We start from the raw sequence: 26,773 nt of genomic DNA, 5'->3' as shown, positions 1-26,773 counted from the left end.
ACCTCACCCGGCACTCTGCTCCTCCGCCAGAATCCGGTCCAAGGCCTCGTCGAGATGGGCGTCGAAGTCGGCGAACGCCCCCTCCTGCCCCAGCGGAACCAACTTGTCGGTGCGGTCGAGGAAGGCCACGAGCGGAGCCGCCGAGGAGCGGAACACCGCCTGGTCACCGCCCACCTGAAGCCGGATCAGCACCTCGCCCAGCACCTCCCGGTCGGCCGGCGAGACCCGCACATCTCCCTCTCCGCACGGCCTGCCCACCCCGTCGATGAGCAGCTCACGCCCGAACGCCCAGGTCACCGGGGCATCACCGGGCAGATGGAAGGTGAGCCGCACGGCGTACGGATCGCAGGTCTCGTAACCCAGTTCCACCGGGATGCGGAACGAGAGCTCCTCGGAGACGAGAAAGCTCATCATGACCTCTGCCTCTACTGCCTGCACGGACTCGCGCATCGCCTTACCCCGTCATTGCCGTCGACTGGCTGGGAATCAACCCCTGACACTGCAGGCATCTTGCTGAACGTACACAACAGATCACAAGGAGTGAGTTTTCAGATACTGATAGAGACCGCAAATGATCCCAGCATCCGCCCGATCTCGCTCTGCAACTGCTCTACGGCCGCAGGCAGCCGGTCGGCCTGGTGGGCGGGGAGGGAGATGGCCACCGTGGCGGCGGTGGTGCCCACAGTGATGGGGATCGCGGCACACACCGTCCCCAGCGCGTACTCCTGCCGTTCGACGACCGTCTCCATCCGCCGCACCCTCGCCAGCCGCCGCAACAGGGTGTGGTCGTCCCGGACGGTGTACGGGGTGATCGACTGCACGGGGTAGCGGTCGAGGTGGTCGCGGCGGGCCTCGTCGTCCAGCTGGGACAGCAGGCACTGACCGATGGCGTGCGCGTGCCCGGTCTCGCGGAAGTCGGCCCATTCCTCGACCGCCGGATTGCCCGGGGTGTCGGAGACGCACATGACCTCGATCTCGCCGTCCCGGTAGCGGGCGTAGTACACCGGAACGCCGATCGAATCGCGCCACCGCTCGAGGGTGGCGACCACGACGCTGCGACGTTTCTGCGTGGCTCCGCTGCTGCCGAGGCGCTCGGCGGCCTCCCCGAGGTAGAACATCCCCTTGTCGCGCCGCAGGTAGCCCTCGTGCACGAGGGTGCGCAGCAGGTGGTAGGCCGTGGGCAGTGCCAGGCCGGTCTCACGGGCCAGTTGCTTGGCCGGCGCCCCGCCGTCGTGCCGGGCCACGGATTCCAGCAGTCGCATGGCGCGCTGCACTGAACCGATGAGCGTCGCGGCGGACTGCGGTTGTTCGGGGACGCCTCTGCCGGCCGGCCGTTGGAGCAGGGGTGCGGTGGGGCGCGTGCGGGTGGGGGGTGAGTGCGGTTCCGCGAATGCTGCGGTGTCAACCGTGGCCAAGAGTCACTCCCGAAGTTCGAGAGGGCGGTCCGTGCGGGGAACACGGGAGGGGGGCGCCGATCGCGGGTGCTTCCCCGCGAGGGGTTCCGGACTTTAACGGCCCGCCACCGCAGACGGTCGTGCTGTCCGGGAAACTTCCCCCAGCCGAGGGAACCGGTGAATCCTGTTACCGGTCCCCGCTCCCGGCACCGCTCACCAGTCGCCGCGTGACGAGGACCCCGCCGTGAACTTCCGGACCACGTAGATCAGTCCGCCGACGACTGCGACGAAGACCAGCAGCTTGAACAGAAGGCCGATCACGAAGCCGACCACGCTCGCTATCAGGCCGCCGAACACGACCAGCGCGATGACCGGCACCGCCACCCACTTCACCCACCACGGCAGTCCCGCGAAGATCTCTTGCATCGCTCTCGCCCTCGTCTGTCCTGTCCGGTGCCACTGACGGCCCGGATCTTCGATGTCCTGCCGTCGATGCTAGGGCCCGAGGGGGTGCCGGCGGGGGCCTCGCACCCCTTGTCCTCCCCTGACCGATCCCTTAGGGAACCCCGAGGCGGCGCGTCCCCTGCCAGGCGTAGACGCTCAGCCCTCCGCCGGCGAGAACACGACCAGGACCCGCAGATCCTCGCTGATGTGGTGGAACTTGTGGGCGACGCCGGCGGGCACGTACACGACGCTTCCGCGCGCGACCTGGGTCGTCTCCAGGCCGACCGTGATGGAGGCGCGCCCGCTCACGACGAAGTAGACCTCGTCCTGGTTGTGCGGGTTCTGTGGATCGTGGTCCCCGGCATCGAGCGCGTAGAGGCCCACCGACATGTTCCGCTCCCGCAGAAATTGCAGGTAGGCGCCATCGTTGGCGGCTCTCTCCGCCTCCAGTTCATCCAACCGGAATGCCTTCATCGCCCTCGTCCGCCCTCGTAGCCGATCTCTTCTGCCACGATCAGACACATGAAGAATTTCGTAGTCAAGACGATCGCCAACGCGGGCGCCCTGGCGGTCGCCGTCTGGCTGCTCGACAAGATCACGCTGACCGGTGCCGGCACGGGCAAGAAGGTCGGCACCCTGATCGTGGTGGCGCTCCTGTTCGGCCTGGTCAACTTCCTGGTCAAGCCCATCGTGAAGGTACTGACCTTCCCCCTCTTCATCCTCACGCTCGGCCTGATCACCCTGGTGGTGAACGCGCTGATGCTGCTGCTCACCTCGTGGTTGGCCGACAAGCTCGACCTCAGCTTCCACGTCGAGGGTTTCTGGACCGCGGTCCTGGGCGGCCTGATCATCTCCGTCGTCTCCTGGGCGCTCAACGTCGTCCTGCCCGACGAGGACTGAGCGTGCGATGAGTTACCGCGTCTGCTTCGTCTGCACCGGCAACATCTGCCGATCTCCGATGGCCGAGGCCGTGTTCCGCGCGCGCGTCGCGGAGGCAGGCCTCGGAGGCCTGGTCGAGGTGGACAGCGCCGGCACGGGCGACTGGCACGTGGGCGAGGGCGCCGACCCGCGCACCCTCTCCGTCCTGGAGGAGAACGGCTACGCCGTCGAACACACGGCCCGCATGTTCGAGCGGTCCTGGTTCTCCCGCCTCGACCTCGTGATCGCTCTGGACGCCGGCCACCTCAGGGCCCTGCGCCGCCTCGCCCCCACCGACGAGGACGCCCAGAAGGTCCGCCTGCTGCGCGCGTACGCCCCGGCGGCCGACGGCGACCTGGACGTTCCCGACCCGTACTACGGGGGCCGGGACGGCTTCGAGGAGTGCCTCCAGATGGTGGAGGCGGCGAGTGTCGGCCTGCTCGCCTCGGTTCGCGCGAACGTGGAAGGACGAGTGGCATGAGTGACCCCACTGCGGCCGACGGCGCCGGCGAGGGCACGCGCGCGGTGCGTGCCGGTCTTCCGGAGCCGGTGAAGTACGAACCGACCCTGCCGGGCCCGGTCTTCGCCGCGCACTTCCACCTGCCCGGCGAGCCCACGGGACCGTACACCTACGGCCGTGACGAGAACCCGACCTGGACCCATCTGGAGCGCGCCGTGGGCGAGCTGGAGGCGCCGGGGCAGGACGGCGTCGAGACGCTCGTGTTCGCCTCGGGCATGGCGGCGATCTCGTCCGTGCTCTTCTCCCAGCTGCGCGCCGGGGACACCGTCGTCCTGCCCAGCGACGGCTACCAGGCGCTCCCCTTGGTGCGCGCCCAGCTGGAGGCGTACGGCATCGAGGTGCGCACCGCGCCGACGGGTGGCGACGCCCAGCTCGCCGTTCTCGACGGGGCGCAGCTGCTGTGGATCGAGTCCCCGTCGAACCCGGGCCTCGACGTCTGCGACATCCGGCGTCTCGCCGAGGCGGCGCACGAGCGTGGTGCCCTGGTGGCCGTCGACAACACGCTGGCGACGCCGCTCGGGCAGCGCCCGCTGGAGCTCGGCGCCGACTTCTCGGTGGCGAGCGGCACCAAGCAGCTCACCGGGCACGGCGACGTTCTCCTCGGCTACGTCACCGGACGCTCCGGCGATCCGATGACGGCCGTACGGCGCTGGCGCAAGATCGTCGGGGCGATCCCAGGGCCCATGGAGGCCTGGCTCGCACACCGGTCGATCGCCACGCTCCAGTTGCGTGTGGACCGGCAGAGTGCCACCGCCCTGGCCGTCGCCCAGGCGCTGCGGGGGAGGCGGGAGGTGACCGGGCTGCGGTACCCGGGGCTGGTGGACGATCCGTCGCACCAGGTGGCCTCCCGGCAGATGCGGCGCTACGGGTGCGTGGTCTCCTTCACGTTGCCCACGCGCGCGCGTGCCGAGCGTTTTCTCGAGGAGCTGCGGCTCGTGGACGACGCGACGAGCTTCGGCGGCGTGCGCTCGACCGCCGAGCGGCGTGGCCGCTGGGGCGGGGACGCGGTGCCGGAGGGCTTCATCCGGCTGTCGGTCGGCGCGGAGGACCCGGAGGACCTGGTGGCCGACGTACTGCGCGCGCTGGAGGAGTCGACGCGGTGACCGGCTTACGGGTGCCTCCGGGTGTCCTTCTCCGTACGGCGGACGGTCCGAGCCTCCCCCCTCGTGACTCGGACCGTCCTGCGGTTCTGCGCGCTAAGAACCGCGCGCACTAGGCTAGTTGACTCTGTGTCAGTGTCCAATCACAGTAGCGACAGAGACCTATCGACTTATTTATAGTTGGGCCCTGCCGCGGCCCGGGAGAAAGGCAGGGGAAGGGGGAGCGCGCTTCATGGATCTGGCTTTGCTGCGCACCTTCGTGACCGTGCACCGGGCCGGTTCCTTCACCCGCGCCGCCGCCCTGCTGGGTCTGTCCCAGCCGGCCGTCACCTCGCAGATCCGCACGCTGGAGAGGCAGCTGGGCCGGCCCCTGTTCCTGCGCCAGGCCCGCGGTGTGACGCCGACGACCATCGGGGACGAGCTCGCCCACAAGGCCGCCCCGCACCTCGACGCCCTGGTCGAGATCGCCGGGACCGGCCTGGACGACGAGTCCTCCGTACGGACGCTGCACCTTGCCGGGCCGCCCGAGTTCATCGCCGAACGGGCCCTTCCCTCCCTCACCGGACTGACCGGCGACGCCGGACAGGGGCTCGCCCTGCGCGCCACCTTCGGGACCGCCGAAGAGGTGCTGGACGGACTGGCCGCCGGGCACCACGACCTCGCCATCACCACGGCCCGGCCGCGCGGCGCCCTGCTCACCGCCACCCCGCTGTGCGACGAGGAGCACGTCCTGGTCGCCGCGCCGAGCCGGGCCGGGCCGATCGACCCCGAGAAGTCGAGCCGCCGCGGGGGAGCGTCCGCGCTGGAAGACCTTCCTGTGGTCGAGGTCCACGAGTCGCTGCCCTTCGTATCCCGCTACTGGGCCTCCGTCTTCGACGCCCGCCCCGCGGCCTCGGGCGCGGTCATCGTCCCCGACCTGCGGGCGGTCCTGGCCTGTGTGACGACGGGTGCGGGTCTGGCGGTGCTGCCCCGCTATCTGTGCACGGCCGCCCTGGACCGTGGGGACGTCGTCGAACTGCACCGACCGCCGGTGCCGCCGCTTCGGACCTACGTCCTGGTGGTGCGCACCGGCACGCTGGCGATGCCGCACATCGCACGGGCGCACGACTGGCTGCTGAGGGCGGCGGCCGACTGGTGCTGAACCGCTCCTCCGGCACCTCACGCACCGGTCTCGCCCGGTGACGATTCGCGATGTTTCACGTGGAACCAGCCGGGCCACATTCCTCCCATGACCGTCCGACCTGTGGTCAAGCGCACAGCGCGCGCCGTTCTGCTGGACGGCGCCGACCTGATCCTGATCAAACGCACCAAGCCCGGCCTCGACCCCTACTGGGTCACGCCCGGTGGCGGAGTCGAGCCGGAGGACACCACCGTCGTCGACGCCCTGCATCGCGAGGTCTACGAGGAACTCGGCGCCAAGATCACCGACGTGGTTCCCTGCTTCGTCGACACCGTCGAGCACATCGGCGAGGACGGCGGCGCGACCGGCGTGAAAGTGCAGCACTTCTTCGTCTGCCGGCTGGAGTCCATGGACCCCGGCCTGCGGCACGGCCCCGAGATGGACGAACCCATCGGGGAGTACGAGATCGTCCGTGTGCCGTTCACCCGGGTCGGGATCGCCTCCGTCCACCTCGTCCCGTTGTCGCTGCGGCACTACCTCGACGGCAACATCGAGGGCGTACGGGCCATGCACGCGCCCGACCTGGGGTGACCCCCGCGGCTCGATGTCAGCTTCCGGCGGCGACCAGTTCTTCGACCGAGTCGTGGCGTATGCGCTCCGACGGGATGCCGACGTCGCGCAGGGCCTCCACGCCGCTGCGGATCATGCCGGGCGGACCGGACACATAGGCGTCGTACTCGGTCCAGGGGCCGAGGGCCCGTACGGCATCGGGGAGCTGGAGCAGGCCGTGCCGATCGACCACCGGGCGGATCTCCAGCCAGGGGTGGGACTGCTGGAGCCTGAGCATGGTGTCGATGTCGTACAGGTCGTGGTCGCTGCGGGCGCCGTAGAACACCTCAACCGGACGGCGGACGCCGTGTTCGGCAACCTCCTCGACGAGGGCCCTGATGGGGGCTATGCCGGTGCCGCCGCCCAGACAGAGCAGTCCGCTGTCCCGGGTGTGGTCGACGGTCATCGAGCCCGCCGGCGGCCCCAGCCGGACAACGTCGCCGGGTTGCGCGCGGTGCACCAGGGCGTTGGACACCCAACCCGCCGGCACGGCCTTCACGTGCAACGTGAGCAGGCCGTCGGAGCGGGGTGCCGAGGCGAAGGAGTAGTGCCGCCAGATCCGCGGCCACCACGGCGTCTCCAGGCCTGCGTACTGACCGGCACGGAAGGGGTAGGGCTGGTCGGGGCGGAGAGTGAGGACTGCGATGTCCGGCGTCCTCAGGTCGTGGGAGACGACCTCGGCGTACCACCAGGCGGGGGCGCGCAGCTCGTCCGCGGCCGCTGCGTCGATCATGACCTGCGAGATCGTCGTGTAGGTCCGCACCCAGGCCGCCTCCGTCTCGGCGTCCCACACGGAATCGGCGTACTTGCTCAGCGCCCCGATCAGACACTCGCCGACGGCCGGGTAGTGCTCGGCGCGGGTGCCGTACTTGCGGTGGCCGCGGCCGAGGTTCTGCAGATAGTCGACGAGAACCGGGGTGTTGTCGATGTGCTCGGCGGCGGTGAGCAGCGCCTTGAGCAGCCGGTCACGCTGAGCGTCCATCGCGGGCGGGAACAGCGGGCGCAGGTCGGGATGGCGTACGAACAGCAGTGCGTAGAAGTACGAGGTGACCTTGTCGGCCACAGGGGCCACCTCGGCCATGGTCCGGCGAACGAGGACGGCCTCCGGAGAGGGGTTCCCGGCGAGGGCGGGACGTTGGGCGGGCACTCGTGGCTCCGGAGGCGCGGGAGGCGGTGCTGGCCGCCGGGACTGCCGGAGGACTGTCTGGAGGCCGCCGAGAGCCTGTGCGGGGGCATCAGCCCGATGCGGGCCGGGCTGCGAGAGGGCGGTGTCGGTCCGAAGCCCGCCTGAAGTCCGCGGAGGGATCGCCGCCCGCACCTCGTCGGATTCCGCTGCCTCCGTGGGCGCCCGGGTGCGGACGGCCGGTGGAGCCTCCGCGGCTGGTCGCTCGGCGACGGAGGACGGCCGGGGTTCCGCGACGGGCGCGTCGGCGAGGAGAGCCGACCGTGGTTCTACGGCGGATTCCGGAGGCCGATCGGTCGACGGCTCGGGCGCTGCCGTGGGAGGCCAGGGTATTCGGGTGCCGGGTTCCGCGGCCTCGCCCGGGGGCGGCTCGCCGACGGGGACGTTCGTCTTCCTGCCCATCGGGCGGAGCGCCGCCAGCCGGCGGCCGTCGGAGGTTCCCCGCTCGGCGTCGGCCGCCGGGGCCGGCTGCTTGTGCGGCGTGAACCATCCGTCCCCGCCGCCGGACGTGCCGCTGTCGGCCGACCTGGTGGTCGGAGCGTCCATGGTGTGCCTCGCCTCGAACATATTTCGGTCGGTCTGCGCACTTCCACGTTCGGAAGGTGCCTGCTTCCCCCGCAGATGGCCTGCCGTTCCGTTCCGCGGCCGGTCCGGCCTCTGTCCACCCGTGAATTCGGCTGCATACGGTGACGCAAGGGGAGAGTACGACTGGGCCGCAGTTCCCTCACCGCAGCATCACCTCTGCGCGAAGGCCTCGGTCCTACAACTGGAATAGCGGGTCTTCGATCCCTCCGTCCCGTTAGGCTGCATTGCCTGTTTCCGGTCCTCGCGGAATGCGTACGCCGTGTTTCGCGCATCACGTCCCGGACACGAACCGGAGTCGACCATACCGGGCGCCGCCTCGCACACAAGTCCCCCCTTCCCTCCGCACGACTGCGCCCGGGTGCGAACCGCCGGTTCCCTCAATTACCGGGCTCAGAGCACCAATTCATAGGCATCCCACAGATCCTTCCCCGCGTAGGAGTGGGTCGCCAGGCCCGTCAGATGCCGGTCGGCATTGACCGCGACCGACACCGGCACCGCCGCGAACAGATCCTTGTCGGAGAGCGAATCGCCGTAGGCGACGCAGTCGGCCCGCGTCACGCCGAACTCCGCACACAGCCGGTCGGCGATCAGTACCTTCGCCGCGGCATTGAGTACGCCCGCGGGATCCACGGGCTGGGTGAAAGGAACAGCGGGAAAACGCGAACCGTAAGCGGCGTGTGCGCCCCACCCGGTCAGCCGCTCCACGAAGAACGACGGCGAGAGCGACACGACGGCGCAGTACTCTCCGCGGCTCCTGATCTCCGTCCAGACCTCGCGGATGCGCGCCAGCCAGGGCGCACCCTCGAACGCCGTCGTGACATGGGCGTCGGTGAGCCCGGTCCACAGCTCATACACCCGCGCCGCGTACTCCGGCGGCCCGATCAGGCCCGCCGAGACCGCTCGGTCCAGGGCGACCGTCTCGGCCTCGAGCCCCAGTTGGCGCGAGATCTCGACCGGCGCCGACGTTCCGTGCAGCAGCGTGCCGTCGAGGTCGAAGAGGTGAAGTCGTGTCATGGCGCCGAGGCTAACCGGATGCACGGGCGGCGCTTCGGCCCAGCCCTTCGGGGACCCACCCGCCGATGTTTCACGTGAAACGACGCCTGGTTGTCGCCACGCCGTGCAGTGGGCCACGGCTTGGCCAAAAGCGCATACGACTCTGGGGAAACAGGTGGACGCCGGAGGCACCGGTCGGACAGCCTGACCTGCGTGCCGACTCCTTCCCTCCCCGCTCTCCCCGTCCGCCGTCTGACGCACCGCGACCTCATCGCCTGCGCCGACTTGTCCGAGGACAGGGGGTGGCCGCGCGAGGAACACAAGTGGGGCCTCCTCCTCACCGCCGGAAAGGGGTACGGCATCGACGACCCGGACGGGGGTCTCGTCAGCGCCTGCGTGGTCACCGAGTACGGCCCTCACGGCCGTCCCGCTCTCGGGGCCATCGGCATGGTGCTGGTCGCCGAACGGCATGCCCGGCAGGGCGTCGGCCGCCGACTCATGCGGCACATCACCTCCGTCATGGACACGACCCCGCTGACCCTGCACGCGACACCGAACGGCCGTCCGCTGTACGAGGAGTTGGGGTTCAAGACCACGGGCCGCGCCGAGATGATGGTCGGCCGCTTCACGCCCGGTGGAGCGGGACCCCGCGTCCCGACGCGTGCGGCCACGGCGGAGGACCTCACCTCGATCCTCCGCCTGGACGAGGAGGTGTTCGGCACCGACCGCACCCCCGTGATCGTCCGGCTGCCCGCGTTCGCCGACCAGGTGCGGGTCGCCGAGGTCAGCGGCCGGATCGTCGGCTACGCGGCCGCCTGGCCCAACATGGACACGCATGTGGTGGGGCCGCTGATCGCACAGGACACGGAGACGGCGAAGTCTCTCGTGGTGTCCCTGGCCGAGCACACCGACCGTCCGCTGCGCACCGACATCGACGTCCGGCACGAGGAACTGCTGACCTGGCTCAAGGAGCGCGGCCTGGCCTCCGCCGCCTTCAACACCGTTATGGCCTACGGCATCACAGAGCTGCCCGGCGACTGGACGCGACGGTTCGCACCGCTGACGGTGGCGGCCGGCTGAGGCATCCGCAGACGCGATGCCGGGTCCCGAGAGCCCCGGGACCCGGCGTGGTCCGAACGCCTGGGTCAGGCCAGCGCCTCCACGGCCGCGGTGGCGAAGCCGTGGTCCTGCTCCGGCGCACCTCCTCCCACGCCGACGGCCCCGATCAGCCGCCCGTCACGGTGAACCGGCACGCCGCCCGCGATGAACAGCAGCGGCCTGTCGAGGGCGGTGGGCAGAGTGTGGAACAGGCCGCCGGGCTGGACGGCGTCGACGAGGTCGGCTGTGGGGGTGTTCAGCTGAAGCGCCGTGTAGGCCTTGCGCGTGCTCGTCTCGCCGGAGATCAGCACGGCGCGGTCGTCTCGGCGGAAGGCCAGTAGATGGCCACCCGCGTCCAGGACGGTGACGCTGACCGTGACCCCTGCGGCCTCGGCTGCGCGGCGGGCGGCCGCGAGGAGGACGTCGGCGTCGTGGATGGTGAGGGGCGCGACAGCGCCGGTGGTGCTCATGGGGGTCTTCTCCTTGCGGGTGCTTCTTGTGGGGGAGATCTGTGCGGTGTTTCTCGTGGGGGTGGGTGAACCCAGGGTCGCGGGGACGGCCCTGGCTCCGCGCCTGCGAGCGGCTCAGTGGTGGACGGCTGCCGGCTGTTCGGCCGGAGTCCGTCCGGCGACGACGGCACTGGCGGCGCCGTCGCGGCGCTCCAGCGCGGCCGAGACGAGGGCGAGGACAAGAGCCGCTGCGGCGAGGGCGGCGCCGACCCAGTTCGGGGCGGTGTAGCCGAGGCCTCCGGCGATGACGAGGCCGCCGAGCCAGGCGGCGAGGGCGTTGCCGAGGTTGAAGGCGCCGATGTTCACCGCCGAGGCGAGCGTCGGAGCGCCGTGCGCCTGGTCGAGGACCCGCTTCTGGAGCGGCGGGACCGTGGCGAAGCCCAGGGCGCCGATCAGGACGATCGTGACGGCCGCGAGGACCTTGTTGTGTGCGGTCAGGGTGAACAGGGCCAGGACGACCGCCAGGCTGCCCAGGGAGACGTACAGCATCGGCATCAGGGAACGGTCGGCGTACCTGCCGCCGACGAGGTTGCCGCCCACCATGCCGAGCCCGAAGAGGACGAGCAACCAGGTGACGGAACCCTCGGCGAAGCCGGTCACATGGGTCATCATCGGCGCGATGTAGGTGATGGCCGCGAAGACACCGCCGAAGCCGAGGACGGTCATCGCCATGGCGAGCAGGACCTGGGTGTTCTTGAAGGCGGCCAGTTCGTGTCGCAGGCGTACGCCCTCCGCGCGGGGCAGTTCGGGCACGAGCTTGGCGATGCCCGCCAGGCCGAGGACGCCGAGGAGCGCGACGATGCCGAAGGTCACGCGCCAGCCGACGGTCTGCCCGACGAGGGTGCCCAGCGGGACACCGACGACGTTGGCGACGGTGAGGCCGGTGAACATCATCGCGATGGCGCCGGCCTTCTTGTCCGGGGCGACCAGCTCGGCCGCGACGACCGAGCCGATGCCGAAGAACGCGCCGTGGGCGAGCGAGGCGACTACCCGGCCGACGAGCATGACGGCGAAGGCGGGGGCGACCGCGGACAGGAGGTTGCCGATGACGAACAGGCCCATCAGCAGCATCAGCATCCGCTTGCGGGACACCTTGGTGCCGAGGACGGTCATCAGCGGGGCGCCGAGCACGACACCGAGCGCGTAGCCGGTCACCAGGAAGCCGGCCGTGGGGATGGAGACTCCGAAGTCGCCCGCGACCTCGGGCAGCAAGCCCATGATCACGAACTCGGTCGTTCCGATTCCGAAGGCCCCGATCGCGAGGGCCAGTAGCGCGAGAGGCATGGTGGGGTGGACCTTCCAATTGATTGCAGGAGCGCTTTGGGTGCGTTCACAATAGTTGCACACGCGGGTTATATGCAACCGCGGTCTATTGCGCGGTTGCCCTATCCTGGGATCCAGCCGCACCGGGACGGAGGAGAACACCCATGACTGCGACGGACCCCGCGCTCACCGCTCTCGCCCAGGGCTGGTGCGCCCTCTCCTTGCTCCACGGCAGGATCGAGGCCCACATCGAGCGCGCTCTCCAGGCTCGGCACGACCTGAGCGTGCGCGAGTACTCCCTCCTCGACGTCCTCAGCCGTCAGCACGACGACGAGGGGGGCCATCTGCAGATGAAGCAGGTCGCCGACGCCGTCGTCCTCAGCCAGAGCGCGACCACGCGGCTGGTCACCCGCCTCGAGGATCGTGGCCTGCTCGAGCGCTACCTGTGCCCCACCGACCGCCGCGGCATCTACACGAACGTCACCGAAACCGGCCTGAAGCTGCTCGACGAGGCCCGGCCAACCAACGACGCCGCCCTTCGCGAAGCCCTCGACGACGCGGCGAAGAACCCGGAGCTGGCCCCGCTGGTCCGGGTCGTGGAGTCCCTGAAGGCCTCCGCCGCTGCATAAGGTGCGGCCATGGGAGATCTCGAAATACGCGCCGCCGTCGTCAAGGACATCCCCGCGATCGTCGGCATGCTCGCGGACGACCCCCTGGGTGCGCGGCGTGAGTCGCCCGACGACCTCGCCCCGTACCTCGGCGCGCTGGAACGGATCAGTGCCGACCCGAACCAGCGCCTGGTCGTCGCCGTGCGCGAGGGACGGGTCGTGGGCACCCTCCAACTGACGATCGTGCCCGGTCTCTCCCGGCGCGGGGCTACCAGGTCGATCATCGAGGGCGTACGCGTCCACTCCGACGAGCGCGGCAGTGGCCTGGGCACCCGGTTCATCGAGTGGGCGATCGAAGAGTCCAGGCGGGAGAACTGCCGACTGGTCCAGCTGACCTCCGACAGCACGCGCACCGACGCCCACCGCTTCTACGAGCGACTGGGTTTCGAGGCCTCGCACGTCGGCTTCAAGCTCCAGCTCTGAAGCACCCGGACGTCGACCCCGGCACAGAACCCGGACGTCAAAAGGAGAAGGCGTCGTGTTTCACGTGAAACACGACGCCTTCTCTCCCGTAAGCGCTAGCCGATCCCCCGCCATCCCTCCGCGTCCACACCGCCGGGCACCTCGGCCCGCTCGTCGTACGGCTGGCGAGTGAACACGAACGACCCGAGGTCGAGGTGGTCCACGGTGCCGTCCGGTCGCCGCACGACCCGCAGAGGCTCGCCGGCGAAGTAGCCCTCCAGCCCCGTCCACGTTCCGTCACCGTTCGCCCGGAACCGCGAGCGCCGCCCACCGCCGGAGAGCGGCCCGAGGGAGACATGGCCGTCGGCCGTGACCCGCAGGGCGAACGGACTGGTCCCCCAGTACCACTGGCCCGCCAGCTCCACGACGGACCGATCGGCGTCGCGCAGCGGCCGCCACGGCTCCGGAATCCGCGGCTCAGCCTCGGCCACGATGCGTACGAGGTCGGCGGCGACCTGAGTCACCATCGGGCCGGACGTGCAGTTGGCGAGGACCACCGCGGCGACGTCGTCGGCCACACTGATCGTGAGTCCGGCCAGGAATCCCGGCACCGATCCGGAGTGCCCCACCAGCACCCGGCCGCCGAGGTTCTCGATCCGCATCCCGAGCCCGTAGGTGCCGCCGTCCGCGAGGTCGGTGAGTTCGGCCGGCGCCGCGGGCGTCCGCATCTCCTTGAGGGTCTCCGCGCTCAGCACCCGGTCGTCCCCTCGGATCAGGAAGGCGGCGAACCGCGCGAGATCACCGCTCGTGGACCAGAGTTGCCCGGCCGCGGCCATCCGGCCGAAGTCCTCGCTGGGTTCGGGCAGCATCACATCGGCCCAGGGGTGCACCGCCCAGCCACCCGCCTGGGGAGCCAGGGGTCGTGCACTCGTGCGATCCAGGCCCAGGGGTTCGAGCACTTCCCGCCGTAGTACCTCCTCCCACGGCGCACCCCGGAGTCCTTCGACAAGAGCCCCGAGGACGCTGTAGCCGGGGTTGGAGTAGTGGAAACGACGCCCCGGCCGATGCACGGCGGGCCGGTCACCGAGAACGTCGGAGAGATCGGGACGCAGCGATCCCGGAGTCCGCTCCCACCACGGACCGGGTGACTCGGCCGCCAATCCGCCGGTGTGAGCGAGAAGCTGGGCGACGGTGGCCTCACCGACACCCGAGCCCGGCAGATGCTTCTCCAGCGGGTCCTCGAGGTCGAGCGCCCCTTCGTCGCGCAGCCGCAGCACGAGAACGGCCGTGAAGGTCTTGGTGATCGAGCCGATCCGGTACTGCACGTTCTCGTCCGGCGCGTGCCCGTCGACGCAGGTCCGCGCCCCGTGCCACACAGCCCGACCGTCCCGCACCACCGCGGCGACGAGCGAGGGCGCCCGCCCCTCGGACTGGGCAACGGCGATCCGGTGCAGCAGCGCCCGCCGGGTGCCGGGAAGCAGCTCTTCCAGAGGTGTCGTCATGAGCCCAGTCCACCCGGCGGCTCGGCCGGAGTCGAGCCCATTTCGCCCAGGGCATGGCAGGGTCTCGCCGCCGATGACACGTCGATCTTCTGTGACCTGCTGGTTCTCTGCTGGTTCTCGGCTATCTCACCGCGATGTCACCCAAGATCAGTCTCAGATCGATGATTTTCTCGGCGGAACGATGAGGCTGCGGCTGAGCCACCGAGCACGAGGACTACATGCGAACTCAGATCGCGCACCGATGAGTTTCCCGCGCCGCGCCGGTCTGTACGCGTGAGACCGACTCACGGAAGCCTGGTGCCATGCGGAAATTGACCTACGGCATGAACCTGACCCTGGACGGCTACATCGCCGCGCCCGCCGACGACATCGGCTGGAGCGTGCCGAGCGACGAGCTCTTCCAGTTCTGGTCCGACCAGTTGCAGGCGACCGACCTGGCGCTGTACGGACGCAAGCTGTGGCAGGGGATGAGCTCCCACTGGCCGACCGCCGACCAGCAGCCCGACGCCACCCCGGCGGAGATCGAGTACGCACGCCGCTGGCGGGACATGTCGAAGGTGGTGTTCTCCTCGACGATCGACAAAGTCGACTGGAACACCCGCCTGGTCACCGGCGACGCGGTCGCCGAGATCACCCGGCTCAAGGCCGAGGACGGCGGCCCGATGCACATCGTCGGCGCGACGCTCGCCGGGGCTGCCATGCGGGCCGGGCTGATTGACGAGTACGTGCTGGCCACCGCGCCGGTCCTGGTGGGCGGCGGCACGCCGTTCTTCGCCGCGCTGGACAGCTGGGTGAACCTGAACCTGGTGGAGACGCGGACGCTTCCCTGCGGCGTGATCCTGACCAGGTACGAGACGAGGCGCTGAGCGCCCGTCCGGGAATCACGGGCTCATATGCTCCGCGGGTGACACCGGAGGAGCTGGCTCGGTTGCGCCGCGCACGCGACCTCATGGACCGCGAGTACGCCGAACCGCTCGACTGGCCCGCGACGGTGCGGGCAGCCCTGATGTCGCCCTCACGCTTCGCCCGCCAGTTCCCCGCCGCATACGGCAGGACGCCCCACAGGTACCTGAAGACCGCCGCATCGAGCGGGCGAAGGCGTTGCTGAGATGCAGCGACCGGACCGTCACCGAGGCGTGCTGGAGGTCGGCTGCACCTCGCTCGGCTCGTTCAGCGCCCGCTCCACAACCGAATAGCTGCCAGCAATCGATGACGAGTACCGCAGTTTCGGTGACATCGCCGGGCCACGCTCCTCGCTGAGCAGCTGGACGAGGATCTGGAGTTGTTGAGGCGTTTCTGGTCCGGCGACTCGGTGCACCACCGTGGTCGACGCTGATGCCTGCCACGGTGCAGCGGCCCTGTCCGCCAGTCTGGATCGGCGGCTCCTGGCTGCGCCACCGGCCCATGCGGCGGGCAGCGCAGTGGGATGGTGCGGTGCCGCTCCTCGAGACGGCCCGGCATGGTCCTCTGCCGGATGTGGCCGAAATACGTGATCTGGTCGGATACGTGCGTAGGCACCGTGCGGCCGGGGCCGAGCACCCCTTCGAGTTCGTGCTGGGCGGCGCCACGCCCTCTGACGCGGCCAAGGCCAAGGGCGTGATCGGACCGCTGCACGACGCTGGCTTCACCTGGTGGGGATCTTTCGTCGCTCGTCTTCGTGCAGCTGTCCCTGCACCACCGCGGCGATCTCCTCGGCGTCGTCGGCTGCCGACCCGGCTGGTCGGGGATCACGGCTGCGCGGTCGGAGAACAGCAGGTCCTTCAGGGACAGGCGCAGCACCCGCCCCGGCCGTCCTTCAGGGCCACTTCGTTGCCCGCCGTGGTCGAGGACATATCCACCACCTCGACGGTTTCCCGGTCGCAGCGGAAGCACGTACCGACTCCGCCCCGGGCCCCGGCCCTGCTCATGGAGCCGTCCGCAACAGCCGTGAAGGGCTGAGCGGTTGGTCGAGATCGGTGATAAGGCGACCTGTCCAGATCAGGTGATGGACCGCGGACCGCACGTGGAGCTCCGGACGGCCAGGCAAACGGCGCGGGGCCTGCCCCAACGGGACTCCATCGAGGCCAGCGCCGAGGATCTCGTCCAGAAGGTCGGGGCTCAACAGGAAGTTCCTGCGGTAGCCGGCCAGGAAGCGGATCTTCTCCAATTGTGCCGCCAGCGGCCCGCTCCACACCTCGTACTGCCGTCCCCGCGACTCCACCACCCGTCGAGTCCAGTCGAAGGTGAAGGCCACCTCGGGCTCGGACAACCGGTGCAGGGGCTTGACGTCCACGACTACCGGCACCTGGTCGGTCATCAACAGATAGTCCGGGATGTTCTTGCGGGGCTTCCCATCCACTCCGGCTTTCAGCAGAAAGGGCTGGCCACGATGCGGTGTACGGAGGGATCAAAATCCGCGAAGAGCAGTCTCGCCCACTCCTCACAGCACGTCCCCATCACGGCTGAGACTGTGCCACGGAATCTGAGACCCTACGCATGCCGATCAGGTCTGCGCCATGTCCACGAAGCGGGAATAGTGGCCCTGGAAGGCCACCGTGATCGTGGCCGTCGGACCGTTACGGTGCTTGCCCACGATGATGTCCGCCTCGCCCGCGCGCGGCGACTCCTTCTCGTACGCGTCCTCGCGGTGCAGCAGGATCACCATGTCGGCATCCTGCTCGATGGAGCCGGACTCACGCAGGTCGGACACCATCGGCTTCTTGTCCGTGCGCTGCTCGGGACCACGGTTCAGCTGGGAGAGCGCGATCACCGGGACCTCCAGCTCCTTGGCGAGGAGCTTGAGGTTACGGGACATGTCCGAGACCTCCTGCTGACGGCTCTCGGAGCGCTTGGAGCCACCGGCCTGCATCAGCTGGAGGTAGTCGATGATCACGAGCTTGATGTCGTTGCGCTGCTTCAGCCGGCGGCACTTCGCGCGGATTTCCATCATCGACAGATTCGGCGAGTCGTCGATGTAGAGCGGTGCGGACGACACCTCGGGCATCCGGCGGGCCAGACGGGTCCAGTCCTCGTCCGTCATCGTGCCGGAGCGCATGTGGTGCAGGGCGACACGGGCCTCGGCGGACAGCAGGCGCATCGCGATCTCGTTGCGCCCCATCTCGAGGGAGAAGATGACGCTGGGCAGGTTGTGCTTGATCGAGGCCGCGCGGGCGAAGTCCAGGGCGAGCGTGGACTTACCCATGGCGGGCCGGGCCGCGATGACGATCATCTGGCCGGGGTGCAGCCCGTTGGTGAGCGAGTCCAGGTCGGTGAAGCCGGTGGGCACGCCGGTCATCTCGCCGCTGCGCGAGCCGATCGCCTCGATCTCGTCGAGCGCGCCCTCCATGATGTCGCCGAGCGGGAGGTAGTCCTCGCTGGTGCGCTGCTCGGTGACGGCGTAGATCTCGGCCTGGGCGCGGTTGACGATCTCGTCGACGTCGTCGTCGCCCGCGTATCCCATCTGGGTGATGCGGGTGCCGGCCTCGACCAGACGACGCAGGACCGCGCGCTCGTGCACGATCTCCGCGTAGTACTCCGCGTTCGCCGCCGTCGGCACGGTCTGGACCAGCGTGTGCAGGTACGACGCACCGCCGACCTTGTTGATCTCGCCGCGCTTGGTGAGCTCGGCGGCGATCGTGATGGGGTCGGCCGGCTCACCCTTGGCATAGATGTCGAGGACGGCCTGGTAGATCGTCTCGTGCGCCGGCTTGTAGAAGTCGTGGCCCTTGAGGATCTCGACGACGTCGGCAATGGCGTCCTTGGACAGGAGCATGCCGCCGAGTACCGACTGCTCCGCGTCGAGGTCCTGAGGCGGCACCCGCTCGAAGGGCGTCCCGCCCCCGTCCCACTCCCCGCTGTCCCGGCCCCGGTCATGCTGCTCGTCACGCCCGCGGCCCCCGTCGCGCCGACGTGCAGGGGGCAGACGATCACTGGGACCGCTGTCGGCCCACGGATCGTCCAAGGGCTCGGAAATGCTCAACCGAGCCACCTCCTCCCGTCCGCGGAGCGGACCTCGCCGCGCCCCATATTTCTACGGCACGGCACTGACAACTAAGAGGCCCAACTCCGGTTCGGACGCGTCGGTTTTGTGAGACTTTCACGGTCGCCGAACGGAGCGGGCGCCGGACCACGGTAGGCCCGCGGGCCACGTCAGCCAATCTGGTTATCCACAGGCCATGTGGACGACGGCCCCGATGCTGTGGAGAACTGCGCCAAACCTGTGCACGACCCGGTGGACAGCCCTGTGAACAAGCACTCTCCTTTCCCTCCCTGAACTCCCTGACCAGCGGTTTTCCCGTCCACCGGCTGTGCAGGAGAAAAACTTTCCCAATCGGATCAAGATCGCTGCGAAGGGTGCAGGGGAGCACACACAGGGAGTCACCAAGTAAGGGTCACTAGGCAATTGCATCTCTTACCTGTGGACGGTTAGATTGGTGGCCATGACACCGGCTCCCACGATCCCCAAGGCCACCCGGCGACAGCACGATCGAGAGATCGTCGCACTGGCCGTCCCGGCCTTCGGCGCGCTCGTCGCCGAGCCCCTCTTCGTCCTTGCCGACAGCGCCATCGTGGGCCACCTCGGCACCGCGCAACTCGCCGGACTCGGCGTGGCCTCCGCCCTCCTGACCACAGCGGTCAGCATCTTCGTCTTCCTCGCCTACGCCACCACGGCGGCCGTCGCACGCCGTGTGGGCGCCGGCGATCTCCCGGCCGCCATCCGCCAGGGCATGGACGGCATCTGGCTGGCACTGCTGCTCGGCGCGGCCGTGATCGCCTTGGTTCTGCCCACCGCCCCCTCGCTCGTGGAACTCTTCGGCGCCTCCGAAACAGCCGCCCCGTATGCGATCACCTATCTGCGTATTTCGGCACTGGGTATCCCGGCCATGCTGGTCGTCCTCGCCGCGACCGGCGTTCTGCGCGGCCTCCAGGACACGAGGACCCCGCTCTACGTCGCCATCGGAGGCTTCGTCGCCAACGCCCTGCTGAACGTCGGTCTCGTCTACGGCGCGGACCTCGGCATCGCGGGCTCCGCCTGGGGCACGGTCATCGCCCAGTGCTGCATGGCCGCCGTCTACCTCGTCGTCGTGGTCCGAGGTGCCCGTCGGCATGGCGCCTCGTTGCGCCCCGACGCCGCCGGCATCCGGGCCTCGGCCCAGGCCGGAGTGCCCCTGCTGGTGCGCACGCTGTCCCTGCGGGCCGTACTGATGATCGCCACCGCCGTTGCGGCCCGCCTCGGTGACGCGGACATCGCGGCACATCAGATCGTCCTGTCGCTGTGGAGCCTGCTGGCCTTCGCCCTCGACGCCATCGCCATCGCCGGACAGGCGATCATCGGGCGCTACCTCGGTGCCGACGACCCCCAGGGTGCCCGGGTCGTCTGCCGCCGCATGGTCGAGTGGGGCATTGCCGTGGGTGTCGTGCTGGCCCTGCTCGTGGTGCTGGCCCGGCCACTGTTCCTGCCTCTATTCACCGGGGACCCTGGGGTCAAGGACGCCGCCCTGCCTGCTCTGCTGGTGGTGGCCCTGTCCCAGCCGGTCTGTGCCATCGTCTTCGTCCTGGACGGCGTACTGATGGGGGCGGGCGACGGGCCGTATCTCGCCTGGGCGATGGTGGTAACTCTGGCGGTCTTCGCCCCGGTCGCCCTGCTGGTCCCCGCTCTCGGTGGCGGTCTCACGGCACTTTGGGGAGCGATGACGCTGATGATGGTGGTCCGCATGCTGACTCTCTGGCTGCGCACCCGTTCGGGACGCTGGCTGGTCACCGGCGCGAGCCGCTGACCGTTTCACGTGAAACGGGTGTTTCACGTGAAACATCGCAACGCCGATCTGATGCCGCCGGATCGGTCCAGGCATGCGGAAGGGGCCGCATCCCTGAGGATGCGGCCCCTTCTCAGCTCTACAAGCCGAGCGCAGCGATCAGGCCGCGACGACCTCGAGGTTGACCTTGGCGGCCACCTCGGGGTGCAGACGCACGGACGTCTCGTGGGCGCCCAGGGTCTTGATCGGCGAACCGAGCTCGATGCGGCGCTTGTCGACCTCGGGGCCACCGGAAGCCTTGATCGCCGAGGCGATGTCGGCCGGGGTGACGGAACCGAAGAGACGACCGGCGTCGCCGGAGCGGACCGCCAGGCGGACCTTGACACTCTCGAGCTGGGCCTTCACAGCGTTGGCCTGCTCGATGGTCTGGATCTCGTGAATCTTGCGAGCACGACGGATCTGCTCGACGTCCTTCTCGCCGCCCTTGGTCCAGCGGATCGCGAAGTTCCGCGGGATCAGGTAGTTGCGAGCGTAGCCGTCCTTGACGTCGACGACTTCGCCGGCGGCACCGAGGCCAGAGACCTCGTGGGTGAGGATGATCTTCATTTTTCGGTCACCCTTCCCTTATCGCGCCTGGGCGGTGTAGGGCAGCAGCGCCATCTCACGGCTGTTCTTCACGGCCGTGGCGACGTCACGCTGGTGCTGCGTGCAGTTGCCGGTCACGCGGCGGGCACGAATCTTGCCGCGGTCGGAAATGAATTTCCGCAGCATGTTCGTGTCCTTGTAGTCCACGTACGTGACCTTGTCCTTGCAGAATGCGCAGACCTTCTTCTTCGGCTTGCGCACAGGCGGCTTCGCCATGGTGATTCTCCTGTGTGATCAAGAAGTTGGGATACGACCCGCCTTCGGCCCGACCAGGCCCGGAGAACCGGGCCCGAAGGCCTAGAAGGGGGGCTCGTCCGAGTAGCCGCCGCCAGCGCCGCCGCTGCCGCCGGAGTTTCCACCCCAGCCGCCACCGCCGCCGCCCTGGTTGCCACCGGCGGGAGCGCCGGTCGCCCACGGGTCGTCGGCGGGAGCGCCGCCGCCCTGCTGGCCGCCGCCGGAGTTTCCACCCCAGCTGCCGCCACCCTGGGCGCCGCCACCACCGGCTCCGCCGAAGCCACCGCCACCACCCTGACCACCGCGGCCGGCGGTCTTGGTGACCTTGGCCGTGGCGTTGCGCAGGCTGGGACCGACTTCCTCGACGTCCAGCTCGTAGACCGTGCGCTTGACGCCCTCGCGGTCCTCGTAGGACCGCTGCTTCAGCCGGCCCTGCACGAGGACGCGCATGCCTCGCTGGAGCGACTCAGCGACGTTCTCCGCCGCCTGACGCCAGACCGAGCAGGTCAGGAACAGGCTTTCGCCGTCCTTCCACTCGTTCGTCTGGCGGTCGAAGGTGCGGGGAGTGGACGCGACACGGAACTTCGCGACCGCCGCACCGGAGGGGGTGAAGCGCAGCTCGGGGTCGTCGACAAGATTGCCGATGACCGTGATGACGGTCTCGCCTGCCATGGGGGAACCTCTCGGCGGGTTTGCTGCTGCTGGCTGCTAGTGCTGCTACTCGGAACCCGAGACCAGCTGAGCGAGAGAGCTCAGTGGGTTTCGGGGCGGAGGACCTTGGTCCGGAGGACCGACTCGTTCAGGTTCATCTGGCGGTCGAGCTCCTTGACGACCGCAGGCTCTGCCTGAAGGTCGATGACCGAGTAGATGCCCTCGGGCTTCTTCTTGATCTCGTACGAGAGACGACGACGGCCCCAGGTGTCGACCTTCTCCACCTTTCCGTTGCCCTCACGGACAACGGAGAGGAAGTTCTCGATCAGCGGGGAGACAGCGCGCTCCTCGAGATCGGGGTCGAGGATGACCATCACTTCGTAGTGACGCATGTGGAACCCACCTCCTTTGGACTCAGCGGCCACGGTCGTTCCGTGGCAGGAGGGTTGTGATGCGTACGCAACGGTATCGGCCGCCACTGACAATCGGGGGTCGCGTCGCGACGTTCCCGCTCGCAGGTGGCGGATTCCCCGGCTGTGCCTGGGCAGACACCGGTGCAGAGGGTACAGACTACCTGCACACCGGCTTCCGGTTGAAATCCGGCCGGGGAGGCCGTCAATCTGTACACATCGGGTGTGTATGGCGCTACGATGCGCCGCTCTCCGCAGGAGGTGCCTCATGGCACAGGCATTGCGACCCACCACCGCCGGTTCCCTCTTCGCCACCGACAACAGGCCCCATCCGCTCCAGGACACCCTCACGGCCGTCACCCTGGTCCTGGGAGCGGTGGCCTTCATCACGGCGATGTTCCACAGCCTCCACCTGCTCAGCTCGTGGGCCGGCCTCGTGGGGATCTTCACCGGCGCTTACGGACAGTGGATCTCCGAGACCACCCGTGAGCGCTTCGGCCTGATCCTGGGCCTCGGTGCCTCCGGCATCGGCTTCTTCCTCGGCATGGCGCACGGCGGCCTCTTCGGCGGCCTCTGGTGACCTGACCGGCGCCGGTCGGGCATCACCGGCATCGTCGGCCGAAGAAGCCGCGCCTGACCGGCTCCACCCCGGCGGAACGCCCCAGCCGTCCACAAGGCCGGGGCGAAGGTGCCGTACGCCCAGTCGGGGCGCTCGCGTGGCGCAGTAGGCTTCGGCGCGAGAGCCGGAGCCCCTGTACCCATGGGGACACACCAGCCCGAGGAGCGCCCCGAATGAGCCTGACCCTGAGGACGATCAGCCGCGAGCAGCATCTGGCGTACATCCAGAGCCTGCCGTCGGCAAGCCACATGCAGGTTCCGGCCTGGGCCGATGTCAAGGCCGAGTGGCGGTCGGAGAGCCTCGGCTGGTTCGACGGCAGGACCGGTGAACTCGTCGGTGCAGGCCTCGTTCTCTACCGCCAGCTCCCCAAGATCAAGCGTTACCTCGCCTACTTGCCCGAGGGCCCGGTCATCAACTGGTACGCGCCGAATCTGACCGAGTGGCTGGAACCGATGCTCGCGCACCTCAAGCAACAGGGCGCCTTCTCGGTGAAGATGGGGCCGCCGGTGATCATCCGGCGCTGGGAGGCCGTCTCCATCAAGGCGGGCATCCAGAACCCGGACGTCAAGCGACTGCGGGACATCGAGGCCGACTTCATCGAACCGCGAGCCTTCGAGGTCGCCGACAAGCTGCGCCGGATGGGCTGGCAGCAGGGCGAGGACGGCGGTGCCGGCTTCGGCGACGTGCAGCCGCGCTACGTCTACCAGGTGCCGCTGGCGAACCGTTCCCTCGAAGAGGTCCACAGGAACTTCAACCAGCTCTGGCGCCGCAACATCAAGAAGGCCGAGAAGGCCGGTGTCGAGGTCGTCCAGGGCGGCTACCACGACCTCGAGGAGTGGCAGCGGCTCTACGAGATCACGGCTGTGCGCGACCACTTCCGGCCCCGCCCGCTGTCGTACTTCCAGCGCATGTGGACGGCCCTCAACACCGAGGACCCCAACCGCATGCGCCTGTACTTCGCCCGCCACAACGGCGTGAACCTTTCGGCGGCGACCATGCTGATCGTCGGCGGACACGTCTGGTACTCCTACGGCGCCTCCGACAACATCGGCCGCGAGTTCCGACCCTCGAACGCCATGCAGTGGCGGATGCTGCGCGACGCCTACGCGCTCGGCGCGTCCGTCTACGACCTGCGCGGCATCTCCGACTCCCTGGACGAGTCGGACCACCTGTTCGGCCTGATCCAGTTCAAGGTCGGCACCGGCGGACAGGCCGCCGAGTACCTGGGCGAGTGGGACTTCCCGCTGAACAAGCTGCTCCACAAGGCGCTCGACATCTACATGTCGCGCCGCTGAGCACCGTCAGCTGCTTCGATGGCGTCATACGTCTCGACAGCTTCCCCACCTCTGAATCACCGCAGCCACGAGAAAGGTTCCAGGTCCGGCCATGGCGCTCACGCTCTACGTCGACACCGCGCGCTGGCGGGCGCACCACAAGCACGTGCAGGAGCAGTTCCCGGGGCTCGTCCCGGTCTGCAAGGGCAACGGCTACGGCTTCGGGCACGAGCGGCTGGCCGAGGAGGCCACCCGGCTGGGCTCGGACATCCTCGCGGTCGGCACGACCTACGAGGCCGCGCGCATCAAGGACTTCTTCGGCGGTGACCTGCTGGTGCTGACGCCGTACCGGCGCGGTGAGGAGCCCGTCCCGCTGCCCGACCGGGTCGTGCGGTCGGTGTCGTCGATCGACGGCGTCTACGGCCTCGTGGGTGCGCGCGTGGTGATCGAGGTGATGTCCTCGATGAAGCGGCACGGCATCAGCGAGCAGGACCTGCCACAGCTGCACGCCGCCATAGAGAACGTCCGCCTGGAGGGCTTCGCCATCCATCTGCCGCTGGACCGTACCGACGGCTCGGACGCCGTCGAGGAGGTCATCGGCTGGATGGACCGGCTGCGTGCGGCCCGGCTGCCGCTGCACACGATGTTCGTCAGCCACCTCAAGGCCGATGAACTCGCCCGCCTGCAGCAGCAGTTCCCGCAGACCCGCTTCCGTGCCCGCATCGGCACGCGGCTGTGGCTGGGGGACCACGAGGCCACCGAGTACCGCGGCGCCGTCCTGGACGTCACGCGCGTCGCCAAGGGCGACCGCTTCGGCTACCGGCAGCAGAAGGCGGCCTCCGACGGCTACCTGGTGGTCGTGGCGGGCGGTACGTCGCACGGGGTGGGGCTGGAGGCCCCCAAGGCCCTGCACGGCGTCATGCCGCGTGCCAAGGGCGTCGCGCGCGCCGGCCTGGCCACGGTGAACAGGAACCTGTCTCCGTTCGTCTGGGGCGGCAAGCAGCGCTGGTTCGCCGAACCGCCGCACATGCAGGTGTCCATCCTGTTCGTCCCTTCGGACGCACCGGAGCCGACGGTCGGCGACGAGCTGGTGGCCCATCTGCGCCACACCACCACGCAGTTCGACCGCATCATGGACCGCTGAGCAGCACGGCAACGACGTAAGGCCGTACACGGAGCCTCCGTGTACGGCCTTTTGCGTGGATGGACCGCGCCGTGTTCGCTCAGGGCGAACCGTTGGCGGTGTCCTGCTTGCCCCACTCCACCTGCGGTCCGTCGAAGTGGCCCGCGTGCCGGGCGGGACGGGCCGCGGTTCCCAAGACGAACACGTCCTCCGCGCCGTCGAGCACCCCGCCCGAGGGATCGTCGTCCCCGGCCCGGCGGACGACGTCCCGCTCGGGCATCAGGATGTCCCGCACCACCACGACGCACAGGTAGAGCGTCCCGAGCAGGTGCACTCCGATGGCCCAGTGATAGCCGTCGGTCGGCAGTCCCTTGTGGGCGTCTCCGCTGGTGGTGTACGCGAGGTACAGCCAGATACCGAGGAAGTACGCCACCTCGCAGGCCTGCCAGATCAGGAAGTCCCGCCACTTCGGCCGGGCCAGTACGGCCAGCGGCACGAGCCACAGGACGTACTGCGGCGAGTAGACCTTGTTGGTGAGGATGAAGGCCGCCACGATCAGGAAGGCCAGTTGGGCGAAGCGGGGGCGCCGCGGAGCGGTCAGCGTCAGCGCCCCGATGCCCAGTCCGCACACCACGACCAGCAGCGTGGCGAGGGTGTTGACGCTGTCGGTGGTGAGCGGATCGCTGGAATTCTGGGCCACGATCAGCCAGAACGACCCGAAGTCGACGCCCCGCTCCTGGCTGAACGTGTAGAACTTCGACCAGCCTTCGAAGGCGAAGACCATCACCGGCAGGTTCACCACCAGCCAGGCGACGAGCGCACCACCCAGGGCCGTACCGAAGTCCCGCCACTTCCCCGCCCGCCAGCACAGGACGAACAGCGGGCCCAGGAGGAAGACGGGGTAGAGCTTGGCGGCGGTGGCGAGCCCCAGCAGAACGCCGAACGCGAGCGCCCGGCCGCGTGACCACATCAGCATCGCTGCGGCCGTCAGAGCGACCGCCAGCAGATCCCAGTTGATGGTGGCGGTGAGCGCGAACGCGGGTGCCAGGGCCACCAGCAGACCGTCCCAGGGGCGACGGGCGTGCGTCCGGGCCACGCAGACGGCCATGACGGCCGCGCACGCCATCAGCATCCCGGAGTTGACCATCCAGTACCACTGGCCCTGGTGCTGGGCGCTGCCGCTGCCCGGCGTCAGCCAGGCGGCAACCTCCATGAACACTCCGGTGAGGACCGGGTATTCGAGGTACTGCATGTCACCGGGGAGCTTGTCGAAGTACGGCACGAGTCCGTCGGCGAATCCACGCCCCTGGTACAGGTGCGGGATGTCCGAGTAGCAGGCATGCGTGTACTGGGAAACCGCGCCGAAGAACCAGCCGCCGTTGTAGCAGGGCGCCTTCTGAATCAGGCCGAGGGCGAACATCCCGATGGCCACGAGGGCGACGACCCGGACAGGAGACAGCCAGGACGTCCCGGTCAGGGCTCGCCGCCCCAGAGGGCCGCCGATCAGCTCACTGCCGGCCGCGGCCACCTCGTCGTTCCTGGTCGGCCGCACCGGCTCCGGCTCGTGCACGCGCGCTGGCGTCGATTCTGCACTGGGCATGGCTCACATCCTGCCGTACGGACCTAGGAAAACGCCGAGGGCCGCCCCACCCGGTCCGGTGAGGCGGCCCTCGTTTCACGTGAAACATCCGGGAGTTTATCTTGAAAAGGCGCTGGGGGGCCCTTTGGCGGGTTACAGGGGGTGGCGGCGGAGTAGTTAGCGGGATTGGGGGTG

Annotated in this window: 29 protein-coding genes and 1 pseudogene; 14 read left to right on the top strand and 16 right to left on the bottom strand. The window is 69.2% G+C overall.

All coding sequences use genetic code 11. From position 1 onward, the window contains the following. Positions 1-3: 3 nt before the first annotated feature. The 4 genes from ACFWJX_RS11715 to ACFWJX_RS11700 form a co-directional block, all read right to left on the bottom strand. Positions 4-450, bottom strand: a complete 447-nt coding sequence (locus ACFWJX_RS11715) for an SsgA family sporulation/cell division regulator (protein ID WP_073491265.1) — start codon at positions 448-450, stop codon at positions 4-6. Positions 451-548: 98 nt separating this feature from the next. Next, complete coding sequence (locus tag ACFWJX_RS11710; protein WP_383240409.1) at positions 549-1,415, bottom strand: IclR family transcriptional regulator; 867 nt, start codon at positions 1,413-1,415, stop codon at positions 549-551. A 192-nt stretch (positions 1,416-1,607) separates the two neighbouring features. Then, positions 1,608-1,820: a DUF5326 family protein gene (locus ACFWJX_RS11705; protein ID WP_383240406.1), complete on the bottom strand. Its 213-nt coding sequence runs from the start codon at positions 1,818-1,820 to the stop codon at positions 1,608-1,610. 174 nt (positions 1,821-1,994) lie between these two features. After that, the gene (locus ACFWJX_RS11700) at positions 1,995-2,312 is read right to left on the bottom strand and encodes a cupin domain-containing protein (RefSeq protein WP_073491243.1); all 318 of its coding nucleotides are present in this window, start codon (positions 2,310-2,312) and stop codon (positions 1,995-1,997) included. 48 nt (positions 2,313-2,360) lie between these two features. Between ACFWJX_RS11700 and ACFWJX_RS11695 the strand changes: the two genes are divergently transcribed. The 5 genes from ACFWJX_RS11695 (at position 2,361) to ACFWJX_RS11675 (ending at position 6,087) form a co-directional block, all read left to right on the top strand. Further along, the gene (locus tag ACFWJX_RS11695; RefSeq protein ID WP_383240403.1) at positions 2,361-2,738 is read left to right on the top strand and encodes a phage holin family protein; all 378 of its coding nucleotides are present in this window, start codon (positions 2,361-2,363) and stop codon (positions 2,736-2,738) included. A gap of 7 nt (positions 2,739-2,745) precedes the next feature. After that, positions 2,746-3,237, top strand: coding sequence for a low molecular weight protein-tyrosine-phosphatase (locus ACFWJX_RS11690; protein WP_383240400.1), 492 nt, complete (start codon positions 2,746-2,748; stop codon positions 3,235-3,237). After that, a complete protein-coding gene (locus tag ACFWJX_RS11685) occupies positions 3,234-4,379 on the top strand; it encodes a cystathionine gamma-lyase (protein WP_383240397.1) in 1,146 nt (381 codons plus the stop codon). Before ACFWJX_RS11690 ends, ACFWJX_RS11685 begins: the two co-directional genes overlap by 4 nt. A 229-nt stretch (positions 4,380-4,608) precedes the next feature. Continuing rightward, the gene (locus ACFWJX_RS11680) at positions 4,609-5,517 is read left to right on the top strand and encodes a LysR family transcriptional regulator (RefSeq protein ID WP_383240392.1); all 909 of its coding nucleotides are present in this window, start codon (positions 4,609-4,611) and stop codon (positions 5,515-5,517) included. 87 nt (positions 5,518-5,604) lie between these two features. After that, entirely contained in the window at positions 5,605-6,087 is a 483-nt protein-coding gene (locus ACFWJX_RS11675; protein ID WP_383240389.1) for an NUDIX domain-containing protein, read from the top strand. Between the two features lie 16 nt (positions 6,088-6,103). On the opposite strand, the gene ACFWJX_RS11670 is transcribed toward ACFWJX_RS11675, so the two are convergent. Continuing rightward, positions 6,104-7,834, bottom strand: a complete 1,731-nt coding sequence (locus tag ACFWJX_RS11670; protein WP_383240387.1) for a globin domain-containing protein — start codon at positions 7,832-7,834, stop codon at positions 6,104-6,106. A 429-nt stretch (positions 7,835-8,263) separates the two neighbouring features. After that, positions 8,264-8,887, bottom strand: coding sequence for an HAD family hydrolase (locus tag ACFWJX_RS11665; RefSeq protein ID WP_383240817.1), 624 nt, complete (start codon positions 8,885-8,887; stop codon positions 8,264-8,266). A 192-nt stretch (positions 8,888-9,079) separates the two neighbouring features. On the opposite strand from ACFWJX_RS11665, the gene ACFWJX_RS11660 reads away from it, so the two are divergent. After that, positions 9,080-9,946 carry a GNAT family N-acetyltransferase gene (locus ACFWJX_RS11660; protein ID WP_383240384.1) on the top strand — a complete coding sequence of 289 codons (867 nt, stop codon included), beginning with the start codon at positions 9,080-9,082 and terminating at the stop codon, positions 9,944-9,946. A 65-nt stretch (positions 9,947-10,011) separates the two neighbouring features. Here ACFWJX_RS11660 and ACFWJX_RS11655 read toward each other — a convergent pair whose 3' ends face one another. Together ACFWJX_RS11655 and ACFWJX_RS11650 are read right to left on the bottom strand one after the other, a co-directional pair. Continuing rightward, positions 10,012-10,434, bottom strand: coding sequence for a heme-binding protein (locus tag ACFWJX_RS11655; protein WP_383240381.1), 423 nt, complete (start codon positions 10,432-10,434; stop codon positions 10,012-10,014). A gap of 114 nt (positions 10,435-10,548) precedes the next feature. Then, positions 10,549-11,757 (bottom strand): MFS transporter, encoded by a 1,209-nt coding sequence (locus ACFWJX_RS11650; protein WP_383240378.1) that lies wholly within the window; start codon positions 11,755-11,757, stop codon positions 10,549-10,551. A gap of 143 nt (positions 11,758-11,900) precedes the next feature. On the opposite strand from ACFWJX_RS11650, the gene ACFWJX_RS11645 reads away from it, so the two are divergent. After that, positions 11,901-12,365 carry a MarR family winged helix-turn-helix transcriptional regulator gene (locus ACFWJX_RS11645; RefSeq protein ID WP_383240375.1) on the top strand — a complete coding sequence of 155 codons (465 nt, stop codon included), beginning with the start codon at positions 11,901-11,903 and terminating at the stop codon, positions 12,363-12,365. 9 nt (positions 12,366-12,374) lie between these two features. Beyond that, positions 12,375-12,827, top strand: coding sequence for a GNAT family N-acetyltransferase (locus ACFWJX_RS11640; protein ID WP_383240373.1), 453 nt, complete (start codon positions 12,375-12,377; stop codon positions 12,825-12,827). A 95-nt stretch (positions 12,828-12,922) separates the two neighbouring features. Here ACFWJX_RS11640 and ACFWJX_RS11635 read toward each other — a convergent pair whose 3' ends face one another. Beyond that, positions 12,923-14,308, bottom strand: coding sequence for a serine hydrolase domain-containing protein (locus tag ACFWJX_RS11635; RefSeq protein ID WP_383240370.1), 1,386 nt, complete (start codon positions 14,306-14,308; stop codon positions 12,923-12,925). Between the two features lie 302 nt (positions 14,309-14,610). On the opposite strand from ACFWJX_RS11635, the gene ACFWJX_RS11630 reads away from it, so the two are divergent. Together ACFWJX_RS11630 and ACFWJX_RS11625 are read left to right on the top strand one after the other, a co-directional pair. Then, the gene (locus tag ACFWJX_RS11630) at positions 14,611-15,174 is read left to right on the top strand and encodes a dihydrofolate reductase family protein (protein ID WP_383240367.1); all 564 of its coding nucleotides are present in this window, start codon (positions 14,611-14,613) and stop codon (positions 15,172-15,174) included. Positions 15,175-15,212: 38 nt separating this feature from the next. Further along, a pseudogene (locus ACFWJX_RS11625) lies at positions 15,213-15,495 on the top strand (helix-turn-helix domain-containing protein); the annotation flags it as partial. A gap of 716 nt (positions 15,496-16,211) precedes the next feature. On the opposite strand, the gene ACFWJX_RS11620 reads toward ACFWJX_RS11625, so the two are convergent. Together ACFWJX_RS11620 and dnaB are read right to left on the bottom strand one after the other, a co-directional pair. Beyond that, positions 16,212-16,646 carry a TnsA-like heteromeric transposase endonuclease subunit gene (locus ACFWJX_RS11620; RefSeq protein WP_383240364.1) on the bottom strand — a complete coding sequence of 145 codons (435 nt, stop codon included), beginning with the start codon at positions 16,644-16,646 and terminating at the stop codon, positions 16,212-16,214. 144 nt (positions 16,647-16,790) lie between these two features. After that, positions 16,791-18,266, bottom strand: a complete 1,476-nt coding sequence (gene dnaB, locus ACFWJX_RS11615) for a replicative DNA helicase (protein ID WP_073491231.1) — start codon at positions 18,264-18,266, stop codon at positions 16,791-16,793. 460 nt (positions 18,267-18,726) lie between these two features. On the opposite strand from dnaB, the gene ACFWJX_RS11610 reads away from it, so the two are divergent. Further along, entirely contained in the window at positions 18,727-20,064 is a 1,338-nt protein-coding gene (locus ACFWJX_RS11610; protein WP_383240361.1) for an MATE family efflux transporter, read from the top strand. Between the two features lie 138 nt (positions 20,065-20,202). Here the strand turns inward: ACFWJX_RS11610 and rplI are convergent, their stop codons facing one another. The 4 genes from rplI to rpsF form a co-directional block, all read right to left on the bottom strand. Beyond that, positions 20,203-20,649 carry a 50S ribosomal protein L9 gene (gene rplI / locus ACFWJX_RS11605; protein WP_383240358.1) on the bottom strand — a complete coding sequence of 149 codons (447 nt, stop codon included), beginning with the start codon at positions 20,647-20,649 and terminating at the stop codon, positions 20,203-20,205. Positions 20,650-20,667: 18 nt separating this feature from the next. Further along, a complete protein-coding gene (gene rpsR, locus ACFWJX_RS11600; protein WP_020130672.1) occupies positions 20,668-20,904 on the bottom strand; it encodes a 30S ribosomal protein S18 in 237 nt (78 codons plus the stop codon). 81 nt (positions 20,905-20,985) lie between these two features. Beyond that, positions 20,986-21,594 carry a single-stranded DNA-binding protein gene (locus ACFWJX_RS11595; protein WP_383240355.1) on the bottom strand — a complete coding sequence of 203 codons (609 nt, stop codon included), beginning with the start codon at positions 21,592-21,594 and terminating at the stop codon, positions 20,986-20,988. An 80-nt stretch (positions 21,595-21,674) separates the two neighbouring features. Then, on the bottom strand, positions 21,675-21,965 hold the full coding sequence (gene rpsF, locus ACFWJX_RS11590) for a 30S ribosomal protein S6 (protein WP_006604399.1): 291 nt from the start codon (positions 21,963-21,965) through the stop codon (positions 21,675-21,677). Positions 21,966-22,251: 286 nt separating this feature from the next. Between rpsF and ACFWJX_RS11585 the strand changes: the two genes are divergently transcribed. From ACFWJX_RS11585 to ACFWJX_RS11575, 3 genes are all read left to right on the top strand, one after another. After that, positions 22,252-22,563 carry a hypothetical protein gene (locus ACFWJX_RS11585; RefSeq protein ID WP_383240352.1) on the top strand — a complete coding sequence of 104 codons (312 nt, stop codon included), beginning with the start codon at positions 22,252-22,254 and terminating at the stop codon, positions 22,561-22,563. Positions 22,564-22,775: 212 nt separating this feature from the next. Continuing rightward, complete coding sequence (gene femX / locus ACFWJX_RS11580) at positions 22,776-23,897, top strand: peptidoglycan bridge formation glycyltransferase FemX (protein ID WP_073491227.1); 1,122 nt, start codon at positions 22,776-22,778, stop codon at positions 23,895-23,897. Positions 23,898-23,988: 91 nt separating this feature from the next. Continuing rightward, complete coding sequence (locus ACFWJX_RS11575; RefSeq protein ID WP_150471842.1) at positions 23,989-25,020, top strand: alanine racemase; 1,032 nt, start codon at positions 23,989-23,991, stop codon at positions 25,018-25,020. A 79-nt stretch (positions 25,021-25,099) separates the two neighbouring features. Here ACFWJX_RS11575 and ACFWJX_RS11570 read toward each other — a convergent pair whose 3' ends face one another. Next, positions 25,100-26,599, bottom strand: coding sequence for a glycosyltransferase family 87 protein (locus ACFWJX_RS11570; RefSeq protein WP_383240348.1), 1,500 nt, complete (start codon positions 26,597-26,599; stop codon positions 25,100-25,102). Positions 26,600-26,773 lie beyond the last annotated feature (174 nt).

The organism is Streptomyces sp. NPDC058335 (assembly GCF_042723915.1).
Classification (GTDB): domain Bacteria; phylum Actinomycetota; class Actinomycetes; order Streptomycetales; family Streptomycetaceae; genus Streptomyces.
Note: the sequence above shows the minus strand (reverse complement) of the source record. Positions and strands in the feature narration are given on the sequence as shown.